At 46.0% G+C, this 19,559-nt stretch carries 18 protein-coding genes; all 18 read right to left on the bottom strand.

Annotation, left to right across the window (positions count from 1 at the left end):
• Positions 1-9: 9 nt before the first annotated feature.
• Positions 10-999: an NAD(P)-dependent oxidoreductase gene (locus HC752_RS06800; protein ID WP_190334379.1), complete on the bottom strand. Its 990-nt coding sequence runs from the start codon at positions 997-999 to the stop codon at positions 10-12.
• Positions 1,000-1,003: 4 nt separating this feature from the next.
• The gene (locus HC752_RS06795) at positions 1,004-1,702 is read right to left on the bottom strand and encodes a FadR/GntR family transcriptional regulator (RefSeq protein ID WP_190334378.1); all 699 of its coding nucleotides are present in this window, start codon (positions 1,700-1,702) and stop codon (positions 1,004-1,006) included.
• 2 nt (positions 1,703-1,704) lie between these two features.
• The gene (locus HC752_RS06790) at positions 1,705-2,880 is read right to left on the bottom strand and encodes a mandelate racemase/muconate lactonizing enzyme family protein (protein ID WP_190334377.1); all 1,176 of its coding nucleotides are present in this window, start codon (positions 2,878-2,880) and stop codon (positions 1,705-1,707) included.
• Positions 2,877-3,380, bottom strand: coding sequence for a VOC family protein (locus tag HC752_RS06785; RefSeq protein ID WP_190334376.1), 504 nt, complete (start codon positions 3,378-3,380; stop codon positions 2,877-2,879). The genes HC752_RS06790 and HC752_RS06785 overlap by 4 nt, the downstream gene beginning before the upstream one ends.
• A gap of 44 nt (positions 3,381-3,424) precedes the next feature.
• Positions 3,425-4,315 (bottom strand): sugar phosphate isomerase/epimerase family protein, encoded by an 891-nt coding sequence (locus tag HC752_RS06780; protein ID WP_190334375.1) that lies wholly within the window; start codon positions 4,313-4,315, stop codon positions 3,425-3,427.
• Positions 4,316-4,366: 51 nt separating this feature from the next.
• Positions 4,367-5,443, bottom strand: a complete 1,077-nt coding sequence (locus tag HC752_RS06775) for an ABC transporter ATP-binding protein (protein WP_190334374.1) — start codon at positions 5,441-5,443, stop codon at positions 4,367-4,369.
• Positions 5,440-6,561 (bottom strand): ABC transporter ATP-binding protein, encoded by a 1,122-nt coding sequence (locus HC752_RS06770; protein ID WP_190334373.1) that lies wholly within the window; start codon positions 6,559-6,561, stop codon positions 5,440-5,442. Before HC752_RS06770 ends, HC752_RS06775 begins: the two co-directional genes overlap by 4 nt.
• Before the next feature lies 1 nt (position 6,562).
• On the bottom strand, positions 6,563-6,751 hold the full coding sequence (locus HC752_RS06765) for a hypothetical protein (RefSeq protein ID WP_190334372.1): 189 nt from the start codon (positions 6,749-6,751) through the stop codon (positions 6,563-6,565).
• Positions 6,748-7,707 (bottom strand): carbohydrate ABC transporter permease, encoded by a 960-nt coding sequence (locus HC752_RS06760; protein WP_190334371.1) that lies wholly within the window; start codon positions 7,705-7,707, stop codon positions 6,748-6,750. Before HC752_RS06760 ends, HC752_RS06765 begins: the two co-directional genes overlap by 4 nt.
• A 10-nt stretch (positions 7,708-7,717) precedes the next feature.
• Positions 7,718-8,647: a carbohydrate ABC transporter permease gene (locus tag HC752_RS06755; RefSeq protein WP_202987886.1), complete on the bottom strand. Its 930-nt coding sequence runs from the start codon at positions 8,645-8,647 to the stop codon at positions 7,718-7,720.
• 69 nt (positions 8,648-8,716) lie between these two features.
• On the bottom strand, positions 8,717-10,024 hold the full coding sequence (locus HC752_RS06750) for an extracellular solute-binding protein (protein ID WP_202987885.1): 1,308 nt from the start codon (positions 10,022-10,024) through the stop codon (positions 8,717-8,719).
• A gap of 483 nt (positions 10,025-10,507) precedes the next feature.
• Positions 10,508-10,804 (bottom strand): YibL family ribosome-associated protein, encoded by a 297-nt coding sequence (locus HC752_RS06745; RefSeq protein ID WP_190334370.1) that lies wholly within the window; start codon positions 10,802-10,804, stop codon positions 10,508-10,510.
• A 237-nt stretch (positions 10,805-11,041) separates the two neighbouring features.
• On the bottom strand, positions 11,042-13,534 hold the full coding sequence (locus HC752_RS06740) for a galactose-binding domain-containing protein (protein WP_190334369.1): 2,493 nt from the start codon (positions 13,532-13,534) through the stop codon (positions 11,042-11,044).
• Positions 13,535-13,778: 244 nt separating this feature from the next.
• Positions 13,779-14,156: a GNAT family N-acetyltransferase gene (locus HC752_RS06735; RefSeq protein WP_238930435.1), complete on the bottom strand. Its 378-nt coding sequence runs from the start codon at positions 14,154-14,156 to the stop codon at positions 13,779-13,781.
• A 337-nt stretch (positions 14,157-14,493) separates the two neighbouring features.
• Positions 14,494-16,233, bottom strand: coding sequence for an ABC-F family ATP-binding cassette domain-containing protein (locus HC752_RS06730; RefSeq protein WP_190334368.1), 1,740 nt, complete (start codon positions 16,231-16,233; stop codon positions 14,494-14,496).
• 370 nt (positions 16,234-16,603) lie between these two features.
• Entirely contained in the window at positions 16,604-17,392 is a 789-nt protein-coding gene (locus tag HC752_RS06725) for an IclR family transcriptional regulator (protein ID WP_190334367.1), read from the bottom strand.
• Between the two features lie 168 nt (positions 17,393-17,560).
• On the bottom strand, positions 17,561-18,664 hold the full coding sequence (locus tag HC752_RS06720) for a mandelate racemase/muconate lactonizing enzyme family protein (RefSeq protein ID WP_190334366.1): 1,104 nt from the start codon (positions 18,662-18,664) through the stop codon (positions 17,561-17,563).
• 28 nt (positions 18,665-18,692) lie between these two features.
• Complete coding sequence (locus HC752_RS06715) at positions 18,693-19,553, bottom strand: fumarylacetoacetate hydrolase family protein (protein WP_190334365.1); 861 nt, start codon at positions 19,551-19,553, stop codon at positions 18,693-18,695.
• Positions 19,554-19,559 lie beyond the last annotated feature (6 nt).

The following is a 19,559-nucleotide window of genomic DNA, read 5'->3' as shown; positions in this document are numbered from 1 at the left end:
TGAAGCAATTTAGGGGAGTGAAAAGTGAGCCAAGTTACGAGTTTTCCGTTTTGGAATGGCTTTCGGATTTACAAGGTGGTTAGGTGTCTCGCCTTTTAAGGCTTGCATCACGCTGTAAGTGCATTGACGCCCCATGCTTAGCATACTGTCCATGCTTATCCCAGCTAGGTGAGGCGTGAACAGCACACCTGAATCCAGTAGTGCATTGTTTTCTTCAAGAGGGTGAACATCAAAAACATCCAGAACCGCTGTGCCAATGCTTTTCTCCCTAAGCGCGTTGAGTAAAGCTGGCGTATCGACGACTCCCCCTCTCGCAACATTGATTAAAATGGCGTGAGGTGGCATAGCTGACAAAATTTTCTCATCTATCATGTGGCGGGTTTCAGAGTTTAGGGGGCAGGTGAGTATCAATGCATCGCAACGGGCTGCCATTTCGTGTAAAGGCAGATACTCGATACCTTCCATTGTTTGGCTTCGGGTGTGCACCAGCACCCGAGTTCCAAAAGCAGAGAGCAGCGCATGTAACCGCCGACCAACGGCACCTAACCCCACCACGCCAACCACTGAGGAGGACAGCTCTTTACCGGAATAAGTATGCTCCCGCGCAGTAAACCAGCGATCCGTAGAATAAGGTGAAAGGTGGCGTTCTACTCGATGGTGGTTTCGAAACGCCCTTATCAACATAGATACCACGTATTCAGCCACTGCATTGGCATTGGCACCGGGAACATTGGTAACCAGTACACCCGCATTTGTCGCCTCGTCAACAGGGATCATATCGAGCCCGACACCATGCCGGGCAGCAATGACCAAGCGCGGCGCTTCTGAAAAAATCGTCGTTGGTAGCTGGCTGCGCACAATTACGGCATCGGCATTCCTTACCGCGAGCGTTAGCTCTTTACTTGACTCATCGTCAGGTACAACGATATTTGCCCATTGCCGCAATTCATCTTGCACGTCGTCTAACATGGGCTGAGTGGTCACAACTGTCGGCTTCATATACTCAATCCTCTCCTTGGGATGCATGCCATGCATCAAAATAGAGCCCTACGTCGGCTAGGTGTTCTTCTAGCAGTTCAACCGCCATTTCTTCGTTTTGGTCTTCTATCGCTTCATACAAACGGGAGTGCTGTCGATGCGATTTTATGTTGGTCTCCTTATCTGAAAAAAAGACTTCCCGACGCCGCTGAGACATACGATAAAATGACGCAGCAAGATGCGTCAGAAGTGGGTTATGCGCCGCCGCTATCAGTGCCAAATGAAATCGAGGATCATGACTGGCAAGGTTTCTGCCCTCAATGAGCGCTTTTTGCCCTTCACTTAACTCCGCATGAATACGCGCGAGATCTTTCGCTGTCCGGCGTTGACACGCTAACCTCACCGCCTGTATCTCTAACATTTTCCTTAGCTCTACCGCATGTTCAATCCGCTTTTTGTTTAATGGTAGATCGGCTTCTTCCATCAGGGCTAGGACATCGAGGCTGCATTGCATCGGATCGGAATGGATGTAAATACCTGAGCGGGCTTTGAGCTCTATCATCTGCAGTGCATCAAGCCGGTTGAGCGCAGCTCGCACTGACACGCGGCTGGAGCCAAACATGGCTGCTAACTCTCTTTCGGTTGGCAGCTTGTCTCCAGGGCTATAGCCTTCATTTTCAATTAAATGAAGCAGTTTGTAGAGGGGAGATAAATCTTCAGACATAACTATGCCACTTTTTCCTTAACATTATATTGATGTACGAATGACTCTCGGATGGTAATGCCAAGACCTGGCGCATCAGGGATCCGAATATGACCGTTTTTAATCTCAAATGACTCTTCAACCAAGTCATGAATAAGTGGGTTATCACCTAATGCATACTCAACAATGAAGCCTGCGGAGCTGGAAGCAATTAAGTGAAGCCCTGCGGTAAAAGCGGGGGCTCCAGTCCACAGGTGAGGTGCTAATCTTAAGTTGGCGGTTTCACACAATGCCGCGATTTTTTTTGCTTCGGTGATCCCTCCGCAAATCGCGAGATCCGGTTGAACAATATCAACCGCACGCGAGTCAATCAAATCTCGAAACTCAAAACGCGTACTCGCACTCTCTCCCGCTGCAATCGCAATGTGCGTGCCAGATCGCACTTCAGCCATGCCTTTTACGTCATCCGCCGTTACTGGCTCTTCAAACCAGCTCACACCTAAGTCGCGTACCAAATAACAAAACTCTTTGGCCTCATTTACCGTAAACGTTCCATGCGCGTCGCAACAGATTTCTATATCCGGCCCCAAAGCGTCCCTTGCTGCTTTGACTCGCCGAGCAGACGTTTTTGGATCGCCATCTTGAATACCAACGCGCATTTTTAATGTCTTAAAATTTCCCTTGGTGACAAACGCTGTCATTTGCTCACCGATGTGATCGACATCCGCCCATCCACCCGACCCATAGGTGGGCATTTCGCTTTTTCTCTTACCACCAAGCAATTGGTGAATTGGCGCATCCAAGGCTTTCCCCGCCAAATCCCATAAAGCAATATCGATAGCTGATATCGCTGAAATTGAGATGCCACGACGTGCCATTATTGGAAAAACGTGACCGCGATTGAGGGCATGGCCCATTCTGGAGCCATTATACAAGCTGTCCCATATTTTAGTGATCGCTCGGGCATCTTGCCCGATGAGGTCTTTAGCCACTTGATCAATAAATCGGCAAAGTACACTGTGGTCACCCATGCTGCCCGCCGATACTCTTCCCTCCCCCCAGCCAACCAAACCGTTTTCCAGCGTAATCTTAACGAGCGCCGTTTCAAATCTGTCCGCTAGCCCAAAATCACTGGTGTGCTGTTTTGAAGGAGCAATGGGCACGCACAAGTTGAATGATTCAATATTCGCGATTTTCATTCTCCTCCCTCCTGGTCTAGGAATTGATAACGAGCGAATTCAAACCATCTTTCCTTAGGTTGATATTGATGCCCCGCTCGTACGTCTGGCAAAGCGCATGGTTCAGAATCCATGTCGAACAGCAACTCAATAAGCACCCCATTGGGATCGTATACAAAGATTTGAGCGAGATGTGTATTCACGACTCGATTTTCACGCCAAGGCAAATTTAACGTTTGAAATCGATTCAAGAACTCACTGTACCCATAAGAAACAAAGGAAATGTGGTCCACCAATCCCGTTCCAGACAGATATTCACCATTTTCTTCCAAGGCCGCCTCGCCCGCATAAACATGAATGGCGGGTGCGGCGTCCACCAAGGGTGATTTGATCCACGCTCCTGGAAAATCAAATGGTGGTCGGTCTGCCAATGTCATTTTCATTACGTCTGTATAAAATCGGACCGTCTTATCCAAATGCTGTGTGCGTATCGCAACATGAAATAGTGAACCTAATAGCATGTTTGCCTCCCTTTACCTTTTTTGCATCCCTTCCTATCGCTCTGCTACAGCAGAGGATTCAAAGTTCTTATTGATGTGGTAAACATGGACGTGTAGAAACTGTCCGATAGTAAGTTGGATCCGTGATCAACAATGAATTGATACAATTCCGGTGGGCAATCTTTTGGATCTTGCTCTACCTGATCAGCGCCATAACGCTGTACAGATGACCGATCAATGGTTGGCATGAACTCCAACCCCAAGTTCGCGTCGTAATTGATGGCGTGAAGGGTTTCTAAAAGCTTGCTCCAGTTAATTTGCCCCATGCCCGGTGCAAAGCGATTATTCTCTGCAATGTGCACGTTGACCAATCGGTCTTTGCACTGAAAGAAAGGTCGGAACAAGTCCGCCTCTTCCATATGCATATGAAAGACATCCAGAGTCACTCCGCAATTCGGCCCAACTTCCTTCGCCAACGCGTACGCTTGATCGGCGCGGTTAATTAGGTAAGCTTCAAACCGATTTAACGGCTCGATTCCCAAACGAATGCCTTCTTTTTCCGCGTGTGAATAGAGTTCTCTCAACCCATCCACCAACCATGCCCATTCTTTTTCGGGGGTGCTGTCCGGCGTGATTTTTCCGACAGTACAGGGCACCACAGTGGTAAACGTTCCGCCTAGCTCCTTGCTCATCGTGACGACTTTTTTCATAAACTCTACCGTCTGTTCTCGTTGTGCGCTTTCCCCTGCACAAAGGTTTCGCTCGCCCAATGTCAGCGTAACGGTGCCTGCACAGCCGATACCATTCGCTTTCATGTGCCTAGCCACTTCCGTACTGGTATACCAATCGGGTTCCCCGGCCAGTTCCATAGCAGGTATACCGACCTGTGCCATACGTTCTATGCTTCTCTTTATGGGTTCGGGTCTCATCCACGTGTGCGCTGTCAGTTGCATCATAAACTCCTTCTTTGATGAATGTCTTCTCGTCGCGGTTCCGTTTACCGCTACCTATAACGTAATACTTTGATGGTTAATCGCTTCGCCTGTGACGCTGTTAAATCGGATGCAATCTTTGTCATCAGTAGTCACATCACAACGGGTTCCTACGGGAATCTGATGGTGAGATTCCACTACCACTCGAAGGTTGGTTTTCTCCCTAGAAAGGAATACCACCTGTTCCCCTCCAAGGTTTTCAATGGCTTGTATTTCAAACGTCTTTCCCGGTATGATTTTCAGGTTTTCTGGTCGCACTCCAATCATTGGGTGGGCAGCCTCGCGTTGAGTACGTTCAAGGGGCGGCAGGTTGTTTGGGTTCTTGTTTTCTATCAGCACGTACTTAGCCTCGTGACCAGACAAAAAGTTAATTGTCGGGCTTCCTACCAACTCCGCAACGAACGCGTTTTTAGGATTGAAGTAAATGTCTTCTGGTGTGCCGATTTGCACCACTTCACCGTGATTCATCACGGCAACCCGATCGCCTAAGCTCAGAGCTTCCGTTTGATCATGAGTGACGAGAACAATGGTGGCATTCAATTCTCTTTGAAGAGCGCGTAACTCACTGCGCAAGGATTCGCGTAGTTTTGCATCAAGGTTGGAGAGCGGCTCATCCATCAGGAACAGTTTTGGCGATCGAACGATCGCCCTTCCTATGGACACCCGTTGCATTTCGCCTCCCGATAAAGTTTGGGTTTTAGCCTCTAAGCGGTGTTCGATGCGCAGTGTCTTTGCGACACTTAGCACTCGTTCGGAAATTTGTTCTGCCGATAACTCTCTTCCTGGCGCTTTCAATGGGAACTCAAGGTTTTGTTTCACTGTGAGGTTGGGATACAGCGAATACTGTTGAAAAACGAAAGCCACATCTCGCTGGGCAATGGTCTCTTCCGACAGATCACAGCCATCCATTTCAATTCTGCCGCTGTCTAATGTCGTTAAGCCTGCAATGGTGCGTAGCAGTGTCGATTTCCCCGCCCCTGTCGGACCCAACACAACGAAAAACTCACCATTGTTTATGTCTAAGCTCACTTCTCTCAATGCCACGAGATCATCATATTTCTTACTGATATCCATGATTTTTAAGTCACTCATCTTGCCACCTCATCACAAACCGAGCCGTAGTGAGTAATGTGCCCAGACGATACCGTGTCCGGCTCAAACAAGTGCAAGTGCTCGGTTGAGAAACTCACCTTCACCAGACAACCTGCCTCATACTGACTTTGCGCGCTCAACCGTGCTTTGAGCGTCCTCTCTCCCATTTTGAATTCCGCTATTTTGTGACTGCCACACAACTCTATGTGATCGATCGTCACGGGCATTCCTTCGTCTGATACCTTTACATGCTCAGGGCGGATCCCAATTTGAAAGCGCTCACCCGACTTATCTTGAAGAAACGTCTTCCAATTGTCGGGCAGAGTAAATTGAAGTGAAGACTGATCAATCAGAAAAGTAAGGTCAGGCTCTATATGACCAACACTCCCAAGCAACGTGTTCATTGCAGGGGCACCGATGAATCGCGCCACATAGGTATTGATAGGGTAATGGTAGATATCAAATGGTGTCCCAACTTGCTGCAAGTGCCCTTGGTGCATAATGGCAATGTGATCCGACAAGGCCATGGCTTCTGATTGGTCATGGGTGACATACACGATAGTCGTTCCCCTTCGCTGATGGAGTCGCTTTAGCTCGCCTCTTAGCTCTTCTCTGAGTTTGGCATCTAGTGCGCCAATCGGCTCATCCATTAATAGCGCTTGGGGTTTTCTCACTAAGGCTCTAGCGATAGCGACCCGCTGCATATCTCCTCCAGACAACGCGGACGGCCTCTGATTCAACAGATGTTCTATTCCCAGCAATTGAGTCACCTCATTCACCCGATGCTCTATATCCTCCTTGGGCGTGTTCACTGCGCGCAGTGGAAAGGCAATGTTGTCTTTCACTTTCAGATGGGGATAAAGAGAATAAAGCTGGAAAACAAACGCAATGTCCCGTTGATCAGGAGACAGACGGCTTACCTCACGTTCACCAATGTAGATCTCTCCACTGGTGAATTGCTCCAATCCAGCAATGGATCTTAGGGTTGTGGTCTTTCCACAGCCCGACGCCCCCAGCAAAGAGAAGAAGCTGCCGTCCGGTATATCCAAATCTAGGCTGTGAATCACACGTGTTGTATTGAAATCTTTCTGGGCATTTTTGATGGCAATAGCGCTCATGTTATTCCCCTTTATGCTGCGGAAGTCGAGAAAACACATTGAACATGACAAGCCCAAGCAGCATAACCACGACGCTGTAGCGAAATGCGAAATGGAACCATGGCTGAAATAACATTCCGAACCCCAAAACCATGATAGACAGGCTTACCACTTCAAGTGAATAAGCATATTGATAAATACGTGATTTCATCGTCGAATTGCTCCAAAAGTCACCCCTCTAAGCAGATGCTTGCGAAGGAGAAAAGTGAAAACAAACACCGGAATTAAAAATAGTGTGGTACCCGCTGCGATAGTGCTCCAATCGATTAGACCCGACCCTAGTTGCGAGGGAATAAAGGCTGGTGCCGTTTGAGCCGTCCGATTCGTTAACATCATGGCAAACGCGTATTCATTCCATGCGGTGATAAAACAAAACACGGAGGTAGCCGCAATCCCTGTGGCACATTCTGGAAGTGTAATTCGAAAGAACACCTGAATTCGGGGATAACCATCCACCAAAGCGGCTTCTTCGTATTCCCTTGGGATTTCATCGATAAACCCTTTCATTAACCAAGTCGCAAACGACACATTAAACGCGGTATACAAAAGTGTTAAACCTAAGTGCGTGTCGATTAAGCCAACCGTTCGAAACATCAGAAATACAGGTATTGCGACGACGATCGGTGGAAGCATGCGAGTCGACAGAATAAAAAACAACCAATCTTTTTCGCCTTTTACACAAAACCGAGAAAATCCATAGGCGCAAAGTGTGCCAAGAGACACCGCCAAGAAAGTACTGGCTCCGGCGATAATAATGCTATTCATGAATCGTTCTGTGTAACCCGAAGAGCGCACCTCTCCTTGGCGGCTTTTTACGACTCGTTCACCATCGTCTAGGATGGCTTTTTCCCACCAACTGGCGTCGTCCAGCATCTCTTGAGTCGCGGGTTCTCGCAATTGCACCCTTTTCGTAAAGTTCTTTGCGTATGCCGTAATCTGAGGCTCAAAGAAAACCGTAGGGGGTACAGAGGTCGCATCCGTTCTTGCTTTGAACCCCGTACTTATGATCCAGTAGAGCGGGATCAAGGAGGCAATCAATAGAACCATCACCGCAGCAATGGCTAGACGATGTAACGGCTTATTTACTAGATATCGATTCGTTGCCATCGCTCTGTCCTCACCTTTCTTTCAGTTTATTAAGATATCGGATATAGATGGTCGTTATCACAAGGACACCAATCAGCATAATGTAGGCCAGTGCGCTTGAACGTCCGGTTTGCCATTCCTGAAATGCCATCTTGAACAGCCGAATTGAGACCAATTCGGTTTCCGCCATGCTGGCCATAACAAAGGCCAGATCAAAGGTTTTGAATGCTTCCATTGTTCGGAAAATGATCGCAATGAGAAGCAACGGTGATACCAAGGGTAACGTCACATGACGAAAAACAAACCAGCCCGAAGCTCGGTCAATTGCTGCTGCCTCGTACAGTGACTGAGGGATAGCCGATAACCCTGCCAAGCTAAGTAGCATGACAAAGGGATACCACATCCAAATATCCGTAATGGCGACGGCCAGTAGAGCGAGCTCTGGGTTGGATAGCCACACTAAACCGTCAGTCCCAATTAAATAATTGACGATCCCCCATGACGGATTGTAAAGCAGCTTCCAAAACAACCCGACGATTGCCATCGACATCATCATGGGCAACAGCATTAAGGTTGTTACCAAACCCTTTAATGGAAATTCTCGGTTTAACAGCAAAGCCGCACCAAACCCCAAGAACACTTGCCCACTAACCGAAATAAACGTATACAATGCCGTAAGCTTGAAACTGCTCCAAATACTGGCGTCACCTAACAATTCACGATAGTTTTGCAAGCCGACGAAGTTGGCTTCACCTCCTTGCGACGCTCGAAAATCGGTGAATGAATAGCCAAGCGAGTAGACAAGCGGAAATACATTAAACAAAACGAGGAACACTATGGTTGGGTAAACAAACCAGCTTTTAATGGTATCGTCAGACATCGACGCACCAAACCCTACCCGTCCAACCTTTGACTGAGTAATCGGCTTCTGTCTTATCATTGGAGGCTGTTCAATTTCCATAATCACCTCTTGTATCCCTTTCATTTTATGGGTGGGAAACGCGTCCCACCCAAAACAAGTTAGTACCGATTAACGACGACCATATTTTTTAAAGATCGCTTCCCATTCCTTAGCAATGGCGTCGTTGGCCTCTTTTGCCGTACCTTTGCCAGCGACGATATAGGGATGCCAGTGCTTGTTTGCAGCGGTAAGCAGTTCAGCGTATTCAGGCACAGACCAGAAATCTTTAACCATCGCCATGGATTGGAAAAAGGCTTCATTAAATGGCGTTGCCTTACGGAATTCTTCAGAACTCAATGTTTCTGTATGGGTGGTATATCCTCCTAACTTAGCCCAGCGTTGCTGTACTTCAGGTTGGATAAACCATGTCAGAAATTTCAAAGACGCTTCGATGTTTTTGCTGTAACTGACAACGGAAATGCCCTGACCCCCGAGTGCAGCATATTGATGCCCATTCGGCCCTTTCGGGATGGCGAAATACCCGGTATTTGCGGCATTTGGGTTGATGGATGAGTTTGCCAAAGCGGGGAAAAACGCAAAGTAGTTCATGCTCATCGCAACCAACCCTTCGGTGATGGCCATGTTCGCTTCCTGAAAGAAGGTCTTGCCCCAATCGGGTGGTGTGAATGAATAAAGCTCTCGGTACAGCTCTAATCCCTTGTTGGCGGCCTCGCTATTTACGATGCCTTCGACTTGGTACGTAGAGCGATTACCAATGTCAGCCCCCATCGAGAACAAAATGTTTTCTACCCCCATCACCAGTGCATCGTATGAGTTGTCTGTGTAAATAGACAAACCATATTTTCCCTCACTAGGTCGGTGAAAAAACTCGGCGATATCTCTTAGCTGAGCCCAAGTTTCTGGTACCGCTAACTTGTACCCATACTTCGACTTGAAGTTTTTCTGCTCTGTTGGGTCATTAAACCAGTCTTTGCGGTACGCAAATCCATTTGCATCCCCTTCCAGTGGTACAGCCCAATACGTTTTACTGCCGGATGGGTACTCTGCGTAACCCTCTACCGTTGCGGGCAGCATCACGTCTGCCACCGCGTTTTGTTTGAAGAATTGAGAGAGATCGTAATAGTGACCCGCAGTCGAACCTGCACCTAACCACTGTGAGTCTCCCACCACCATGTCATAAGCACTTCCCTTGGCCACAAATTCACGAAACGCTTTGTTTTGAAATTCTGGCCAGGGGGTTGTTTCTACGGTTACTTCTACGCCTGTTTCATCTTCATAATCCAGTACCAACTCTTGCAAGTAGTTCGCAGGATCCCATTCCGCCCAAAGTATCGTCAGCTTCTCTGCTGCCACTGCACCAGTGATATTCATCATTACAGTGAGGGAAGCCATTCCTATCTTAGTTAATGTGTTCACAGTATTCCTCCTTCCGTTGGATTACCTACAAGCTATAACAATACATTTTGGATAGTCCAATTATTTATTTTTTAATTTTTGGATGCCCTCAAAGAAAACGATCACTAAGTTTTTGATTCATCATGGCTATATGGTCTGATTAAAAATTAATCAATTTTTGAAGGAGATCACAACGTGATCGTGCAGAACAGTATTTGAAGTACACAATCGCCGAGTGCTTTGGTTAAGCGTCTCTGGCTCTGCACCTGTTAGTGGCGTGTCAGTTTGAGGAACGAAAATGATGCCTTTTACATGCAATCGTTGGGCAGAAATCGGTGAGCCCGAGTTCAGGTTAAATGCCTATGCATCGGATGTAGATGAGACAGAAGAACTGAGGGAGCAAAAATTGGGGTGAGCGCTCAGGGGATCCTAAACGCTCTACTTTTTCGATTTGGGCAGCAGAAATTAGAATTTTTTCGGGGCGTAACCCGTCATCACTTTCAGCTAGAGCTCTTTGCCCAACTTTGTCGTCGGGTGTACCACAACCAAGCCTTTTACTGATTTTTTCAGCTTACCCATATCCGCTTGTTCCGTTTTGGTGATTTCACGAGAGAATGGCATATCCAGCAAACTTTTACGCTCTTTGTTCATATCGTACTGCTGCTTGTGCTTCATTGAGTTCGCATTCTTGTTAATCTTTTCAATTTCATCGATGAACTTCGAAATCATTTCTTGATCGCCACTACCTTTCGCTGTATTCAGATACCCTAGTGATAAATGTGAGTAAACTATCAAGAACATTCGCACACGCCTTCTGAGCAGCCTTTCTTGATTCACGCTTTTACAAGAGATGACAAGAAACGCGCAATTCTGAAGCTCGCGTAACGAGTGACAAATAGACCTTAGCAATATCGTCTTTGGGTTTAAGGGTATGAGCGGTCTTTCAGGCTGAGAACGGTTCAAAAACAAACCCTCGATTCAATCGAGGGTTTGTTTTCTAAAGCAAGCCAACCATATAGGTCGTTACTGCCAATCTAATTACTCCAATTGCCCAAACCAAAGGTCAAGCAACGTTTGGTTGATTCTTAGCGAATATGAGGTCGTTCCATCACTCCCCTGAAAGCTTCTTCCACTAGGTGCAAATAAATAGCTAGGTTTCCCACTATCTTCAATTAATAGCTGGGGACGCTCAAACTTCCAACTACTACCATAGTGTTGTATTGGTGTGTGTTGCTCGGAAATTGATGCTGGAATATGACGCGCTGCTGGTCTAAACGCTTGTTCTTTTAAATAAAAACTTTCGCCGCCATCGTCTGATTGCCACAGAAGACCACCCCCGTATTCTATCGCGCCATAATTATCAGTGGTTATTAAGAAAACTTTACCCTTGTATTGAAAAACATAACCATCCTCTATCGCACGCCCTGCGTTAGCTACTGGTGTCTTATCTATCACGTACGGACCTTCCAGACTACTCGATTGCGCCAACCCATAAACGGTGAATGACTTACCATCGGGTGCTGTATACCCTGATTTGAAGTAAATATGATAGGGTGTAGTGTCATCAGGATTATCTACTTTGATAACCGCTGCATTGACAATGTTTCTTGAACGATATGTCCAGTTTTCAGGGTCATTTGGTGGTAGAACGATAGGCTGTCCATTGTTAACCCATTCCCAAGGACCGTACAAAGAGTCTGATAACATCATACCTGTGAACTGAGCGTAGCCGCCTATACCTGAATTGTTGGAGATAAATGTCAATACATATTTGCCATCTATCTTAGTGATATGAGGGTTATGACCACTTCGCATATTCCAGTCACCGCTAACCCCTGTGCCTGAAAAGACGACGCTTTCAAAATTAAATGGGCCTTCTGGACTTGTCGATGTGTAGTGAGCAACTTCACTGATTTCTTTCCAACCTGGATCAAAAGGACGCGTGGTAGCATATCTGGCGGCAAATATATGAACTTTTCCATCATCTCCCCAAATTGGCGAGCTTCCCCAAACATGATACCCATCTTGCTGAACTGCGATTGAGCGGTACTCAAGTGTGTCCGCAAATTTGAGGTCGCTAAGCACCTGACCAAAAACTTCTAGCTCAGCCAGTTGTAGATAGCCCTCTTCTGGTAATTGTACTCGTACATACCGCCCATTTTGTTCGACAGGAAAATCTACGGTGGTTCTTACAGACTCCAATTGAGTCGACCAAACTGAGTCATCTCCAAGCAAATCATTCAGCGTTCTATTTCCAAATGGCTCTGAAGATACTAGGACATAAACATTGTCTAATCTTTGCATGCAGCAATCAGTTCTTGGTGTAATTTGAATTGAATCAATATAAGCCGTACCCGCAAGATCCGCTTCAAGCCAAGGTTGATGTTGTAAAGGAGTATGGCTAACTGTGTCTTGATCAAAGCGGCTGGCAACTGTACCGTTGGAGTTGAGTTTACCATCTACGGCATGGGCAGCTTTTGTTCTATTATTGAACACACCAGACATACTTACGGAATTTGGGTGAATATTTAACTTCTCCCATCCATATACTTGTACTTCTGCAAGCTGTAAAAACTGATCCTGTCCGCCTGACGTGAGCTGTACATTAATAAATTGCGCAGGTTCATTAACTTCTATTGTAGTTTCTCGACTCAACTGCCCATCTATAGTTTGGCTAGACGTAGCAAGTGCGTTACTCACATCTAATGAGTTAACTCTATGACTCGTTACTGTTACATCTTTTAATCTATCTTGATGGCCGTCAGTACGGTTCCACAACTTAACATTTTCAACTTTATAAGTATTTCCCAAGTCAACCTGCCACCAAGGAGCCGCTTCTGCGTCGGTATGTGCGACAGCACCATCGGCTGCATTACCTGAAGGCTTTCCAGATCTATCTAATTGATTATCAACTGCGTTACTTGCAGATAAATCGTATACAGAGTTAAAGGTTGAGGATTGCTGCGCTATTTTTCCTAGCGCAACATTTGGGCTATCTACCGTACCTTCAACATTTACTTCGGCTAAAGCAAGTGGGTCTGAGTTTGACGTTAGTTGAACTCGAACGTATTTACCAACTTGGTTAATCGATATTTCGGTTTTCGTAGATGCAGTACCATCAAAGTAGATATTATGAACAGACGAGTCTGCTAACAACTCTGCAAGCGTCTTATTCGTCAAATCATCATTCGATATAAAAACGTAGAAGTTACTCAATCGATATTGAAAATTACCATCTGTTCGATTCCATAAGGTAATTTCTTCTATGTTGGTGATTAATGGCAATTCAAGTTGCCACCAGGGTTGAGCGTCTCCTACGGCCGTATGACTAACCGAACCGGATGCCCAGCTGCCATTGGTATTTCCATCATTTGCCCTTGAGGCACTTCCCGAGTTGTGTGTACTTGACTGGGTCGCTATTCCATATTTGCCAAACTCAGCCGCGTTTAAGTTAGACATGCCGAAGCACATTAACGCTAAACCTTTAAATATTAAATACTTCCCTGTTAAAAGCTTGTTAAAACAATTCATTTATACAACCTTAGTTTCATATTGGTATAACTACAAATAAAGGCGAAATCAAAATAAAAGCAGTAGCCAATGGAGCTCGTATCTTCCTTGATAGCAAAGAGTAACTACAACCTTTTCGGATTTCACTCTTTAACTGATAAGTCATTTTAAATATAAAATCAAATTTTATATACAATGAATAATGACTTCTTTGATCTCAGACGGTCATTAGAAATTAATAGTAAATACTAGAAACCCAAATTGCCTAACTAGATTTTAAGATCGTCGTTCCCGTGAACTTTATGGCAAATATGTGTGAAACCCACAAAGTCAGGGCCTGAAGTGCTATGCCCTTCCCCCAGGCTTTGGAGTCGTAAATCACCACACCAGATTCTAACCAACGAGTGTTTTCATCTTCCCAATAGCAGCTTACTGTACCCACTGGTTTGCCATTCCATTCAATTACCTGAATGTCTTCACCTTTGAGAAGACGCTGGAATGTGGTTGTTCGAAACATGTCTTTCGTTGGACGGGTGTAGCCAAAGTAAGGACCGTTGTATTTCGTCCATTCCTCGTCTTTGGTCACCAAGTTATGCAGAGCCTGACATTCGTCTGCAAACGCTTTTCTGATAATGACAGTCATAGAAAATGCCTCAAAACAGAGCTCAGGATAAAAAGAAGCTCCCCATATGGGGAGCATTCATTTTTATATCTTATATAACCAAGTGACCTCAAAATGCAGGATTCAGAGCCTCATAGCCTGTTCCAGTTCAAGGAGAAGGACGCAGTGGAATGACGAGTCCTTTCCAAGTTCTTTTACGATGAAATGGAACAGAATATGGGCTCCCAAGGGCGAGTTTAACTGGCTTTCATACTGCGTTACCGATTCTTGATTTAGAATAACTAGATCTTCAAATCGATGCCTTGCCTGAAAGCCAGTTAACTCTCGCTGAACCTAGCATCTTGAGGTTATTTGGGTATCAGCTTAACTTACTATTAATTAAAACAATTTCTTCTCGCCATTGTGACTGAAGTTGTGGTTTTTGATGCTTAGGCTTTCGAGCTAGATCGTCTTCAAGCCAGACTTCTAATTCCAATAGCCTTTCGAGCATGATCTCTTCATCACTTTCCGAATCGACAGAATTGCTTATGTCCATAGTGTTGCTTTCCTTATTGAGCTCAGAAGAACTGCCCATTTGGAGATCACCACTTTCAAAAGCCAAACGCTGGTACGCTTGATCAACGTCGAGGTACTCTTCCAGTTTTCCGTCGGACACTAGCCAGAATCGGTTGCAACTGGATTCGATAAGCCGACGATCGTGACTGACCACCAACGCGCCGCCTTGGAAATTTCTTAAGGTTTCGAAAAGCTCTTCTTTCCCTTCTAAATCCAAATGGTTAGTTGGCTCGTCCAGCATGAGCAAATGATAGTTTGCGAGCGTTAGCCCAATAAATAGCAATCGGGAACGCTCACCACCACTGAGTTCCTTTACCTTCTGTTCATGGCGGTTAAATGGAAAGCCGGCACTGATTAATGAGCGCTTTCGTACTTCTTCCGTTAAATTCCCGTAAGAATACAGCGCGTCGAGTAGGCTTTCCTCTCCGTTAAGCTGCTCTAAGCTCTGGTCGTAGTACCCGATGTTTGCATTTGGATGAAGAACTATTCCTCCAACACTCTGACCATAGGTGTACGCAGCCCAAAGCATGCGCATAAGAGAAGATTTACCACTGCCATTTCGACCCAATATCGCGACTTTATCGCCGCTTTTGATTTGCTGGTGAATGACATCAAATAGCAACGGAAGGTGAGGCTGTGCTTTCACTTGGGTGTTTTCGAGTTCTAACAGGCGATTCGCTTGCATACGCTCACCCGACAAGGTCAGCGTCCACGGTGAACCTTGCGTAAGTTCGGTTTGCTGCTCGACTAATCGATCTTTACGCTTTTCCATATGTTTGGCTTTACGGGCTAAGTCTTCGTTGTCGTAAACTTTGCCCCAAACGGCCAAACGTTTGGCGCTTTTTTCGATCCGGTCAATCTCCTTTTGCTCCGACTTGTGGCGTGCTTCATCAGCCATGTCTTTCTCTAAGAGCGCTTGCCTCGCTTCGCGACAAGGTAAATCAAAACTATAGAGCCCTTTGTCTCTCATAATCCAAGTTGTATTGGTGACGCTATCTAATAGAGTTTGGTCGTGAGACACTAAAACAAAGCTGCCACGCCACGCGTTAAGAAAACGCTCTAACCATAGCAAGGTGGGTAAATCCAGGTGGTTGCTGGGTTCATCTAAAAGCAATAGATCGGGCTGGGTAATAAGCGCTCTTGCCAGTAAGAGTTTCATGTGCTGCCCACCACTGAGGGAGGAAGCAAGCTGTTGCCATTGGCTTTCGCTAAAACCAAATTCCGCCAATAACGCTTCTACGCGCCATCGTTCATCGGGCTCTGGTAATTGCTCTGCCAATGCTTCAATCAAACTGGCGTGCTCAACTGCGGCAGGAAGGTGCTGCTCTACGCTGGCAACCACGCAGCGGTGTGCTTTGGTAACACTTCCTGTGTGAGAATCTGATCTGCCACTCAACACGGCAAGTAACGAGCTTTTTCCACAACCGTTGTGACCAATTAAGCCAATTTTGTTGCCTTTTTGCAGGGTGAAGGAAATCGCTTCAAACAAAGTGCTTGAAGGTTGTTCAATAGTAAGAGTTTGTGCTGATAATAAAGTACTCATAAGTTTCTCAAGAATTGCGGGCACGATGCCCTTGTCAAACTAAGCTGACAACAATCCAAGAGCTCAAGAGAAGAGCACTCTGAATAGAATGGTTTTGTATTCGCTCAAGCCTGGATTATCGCAGCACGATATCGCAATGTCTTGAGTGGTTCACTATAGCAAAGTGACGTGCGCTAAACGGGCGACACACAAACATAATTAATTCCTCCTTCTGGTTATCGGGTAATACCCTATGTGGAACATTGGAAGAATAATAAGACGTGGCTTGATAATAAGACAACTTTGAGGTTAATGAGACATAAAAAAAGAGAAGTTCGTCACTTCTCTTAATTCGTTTAGGGTATTCACATTAATTAATTATATCAAAAGGTTACTGAATGCTGTCCTCGTGGAGGTTACCGCCCATCTGCTCGTTTAGATATTCAGCGGCTTCCAGCATGGCTTCACGACATTCTTTCCTGATGGCGCGGTTATCTCCTTCAACACTTTCTATTAAAGGAATGGTCAAACAGGCGATTGCCTGACCAGAGTAATCCGTTAGTGGTACTGAAATGTTGACGACACCTTTAATCACGTAGCTTTTGCGCTCTTCGTATCCTTTTTTACGAACATTTGCCAATTCCGCTTTTATCTGATTAATGTCATCTTCAGTACTGGGAGGGTGAGCAAGAATAAACTGCTCTAACTCATTATCTGGTGAGTGCGCTAAAATGACGCGACCCGAAGAGGCTTTCCACACATCCAGCTTGGCTCCCAAGCGTACGCTCATTAAATGGTATCCCGGAGAATCAACCTGCCCTATCACCAACAACTTGCCTTCTGACACAATGGCAAGATGAACCGATTGCTGAAGCTTTTCAGCCAATGCATTCATCACCGGAACCGCAAGGGATGTTAGGCGTTTTATCTTTGGATAACGATGTGAGACTTCGAACAACTTCGTGGTAAGCGCATACCTGTCGGTGTGAGAATCTAGCGACAAATAACCTCTATCGCACAGCACCACCAGCATTCTAAAAATCTCTCCCACACTTCTGCCTAATTCTCTAGCAATTTCGACCTGAGAAAGCCCAGAAGCATGGTTTGAGAGCACTTCTATGATGTCTAAGCCCTTTTCTAGAGCTGGCGCTTGATACTTTTTCGATTCTTTCGTATCCAATGACTTTCCTTAATGGTGAATAACTTGCTTCCAAGCTGCCTTTGTGGCGCTATACCCAAGCAACCTTAAGATGCTTGGGTATAAGACTATCGCTTATTGGAACCAATACTACTGAATACTTTAACAAGTTTCATCTACAATGACGTAGCATCGTTCATGCTTTTTAGACTATGAGATCACATTTGCTACTTTCGTTGTTTGGCGTATTTTTTCCCAATCCCAATTTATACCTAAGCCCGCTTCAAAAGGCGCAATTGCTTTGCCATTATTTATTGAAAGTGTGTTCGATGTAACAGAACCCAGCTGTGGGATATATTCTAACCATCGACTATTGGGAATAGCACAACACAACGATACGTGCAGCTCCATTAAGAAATGGGGGCAAACCGAGACGTTATACGTTTCAGCCAAATGCGCGACTTTTAGCCAAGGCGTGATCCCCCCAACTCTTGCCACATCGACTTGAACGATATGGCAGGCACCTCGCTCTAAATACTCTCTAAAACCTCGAGTACCGTACATGGATTCGCCCACCGCGATGGGCAGCCCAGCGGCCGCGCACAATTGCTGATGTCCCGAAATATCTTCTGCTGGCATGGGTTCTTCTAGCCAGCTTATCCCCAGCTCTGCGAATGCTCTGCCCCGCCTTATCGCTTCATCACGGGTAAAGCTTTGATTGGCATCGACCATGATGTGATAGTCATCACCCACTTGTTCGCGAACGTATTCCAACCTACGAATATCTTCCGCTAAACTCGGTGAACCAACCTTGACCTTAGAGCCACCAAACCCTTGCTGTTTAACCGCAATGGCATCCGCCGCAAGTTGTTCTGCCGTAAGGTGTAACCAACCGCCTTCGGTGGTATACAGCGGGATCTCACTTTTCGCTCCTCCCGCCATTTTCCACAATGGAAGCTGAGCTTTGATCGATTTTCTATCCCACAAAGCCGTATCAATCGCCGCAAGTGCCAGAGACGTAATTGCGCCTACCGATGTAGCGTGTGAATGGAAATACAAAGAGCGCCAAATCTCTTCAATACAATCTGGGTCTTTTCCAATTAGCTGAGGCAAGAGGTGATCGTTTAGAAGCGCGACGACAGAAGAGCCTCCAGTACCAATGGTGTAGGTGTACCCCACACCCGTTACACCGTCACTATCGGTAATTTTAACAATGGGTGTTTCTTGACAAACAAATGCCTGAATGGCGTCAGTTCGTTTTACTTCAGGAGTCAGATCGACCCAAAAAAGCTCTGCTTTCACTATCCGTGTCATGGTTTTGATTCCTTAAACCCGATTCCATTCAGGCGTTCTCATACGCGACGGCAACTTGGCTAGACACACCCAGCCCATCGATTCCGAGTTCAACAACGTCGTTCTCTTTCAAATATCTAGGTGGATTGAATCCCAACCCAACACCAAACGGCGTACCTGTCGATATGACATCACCTGGCAATAAGGTCATGTATTGGCTGATGTAACTGACTTGGTTAGCGATTGAAAACACCATGTCGCTGGTGTTGCTGTCTTGCAGCATTTCTCCGTTAACCGATAACCATAATCGAAGGCTTTGCGGATCTTTACACTCGTCGGCTGTCACCAAGTAAGGCCCAAGCGGGGCAAAAGTGTCGCAACTTTTTCCTTTTACCCACTGCCCTTCTTGTTCTAACTGAAACTCACGTTCCGAGTAATCGTTGTGAAGTGCATAACCCGCAACATAATCTAATGCTTCATCTTCAGAAACGTAGCTGGCTCGCTTACCGATAATAATGGCAAGTTCCACTTCCCAATCGGTTTTCACGCTGTTTTTGGGAATCACCACAGGATCGTTTGGTCCGCAGAGTGAGCTCGTCGCTTTCATAAACAATACGGGCTGGCTTGGGATCGGCATGCCCGACTCCTCCGCATGTTTTTTATAATTCAAACCCACACATATGATTTTTGACGGGCGGCAAATGGGCGAACCATAGCGTTCTTTTTCACCAAACTCTGGGCAGTTCCCTTGGTGTTCGTCAAACCATTTTGCTAAACGGGTAATTCCATCATTTTCGAAAAAGGCTTCTGTGTAATCTTCACCAAAAGCGCTAACATTGATGCGCTTTCCGTTGGTTGTTTCAATGCCGGGCTTTTCATTGCCCAGCTCTCCAACACGAATCAGTTTCATTTTGTT

Origin of the sequence: Vibrio sp. S9_S30 (assembly GCF_014694455.1) — a bacterium.
Taxonomy (GTDB): Bacteria; Pseudomonadota; Gammaproteobacteria; order Enterobacterales; family Vibrionaceae; genus Vibrio.
Note: the sequence above shows the minus strand (reverse complement) of the source record. Positions and strands in the feature narration are given on the sequence as shown.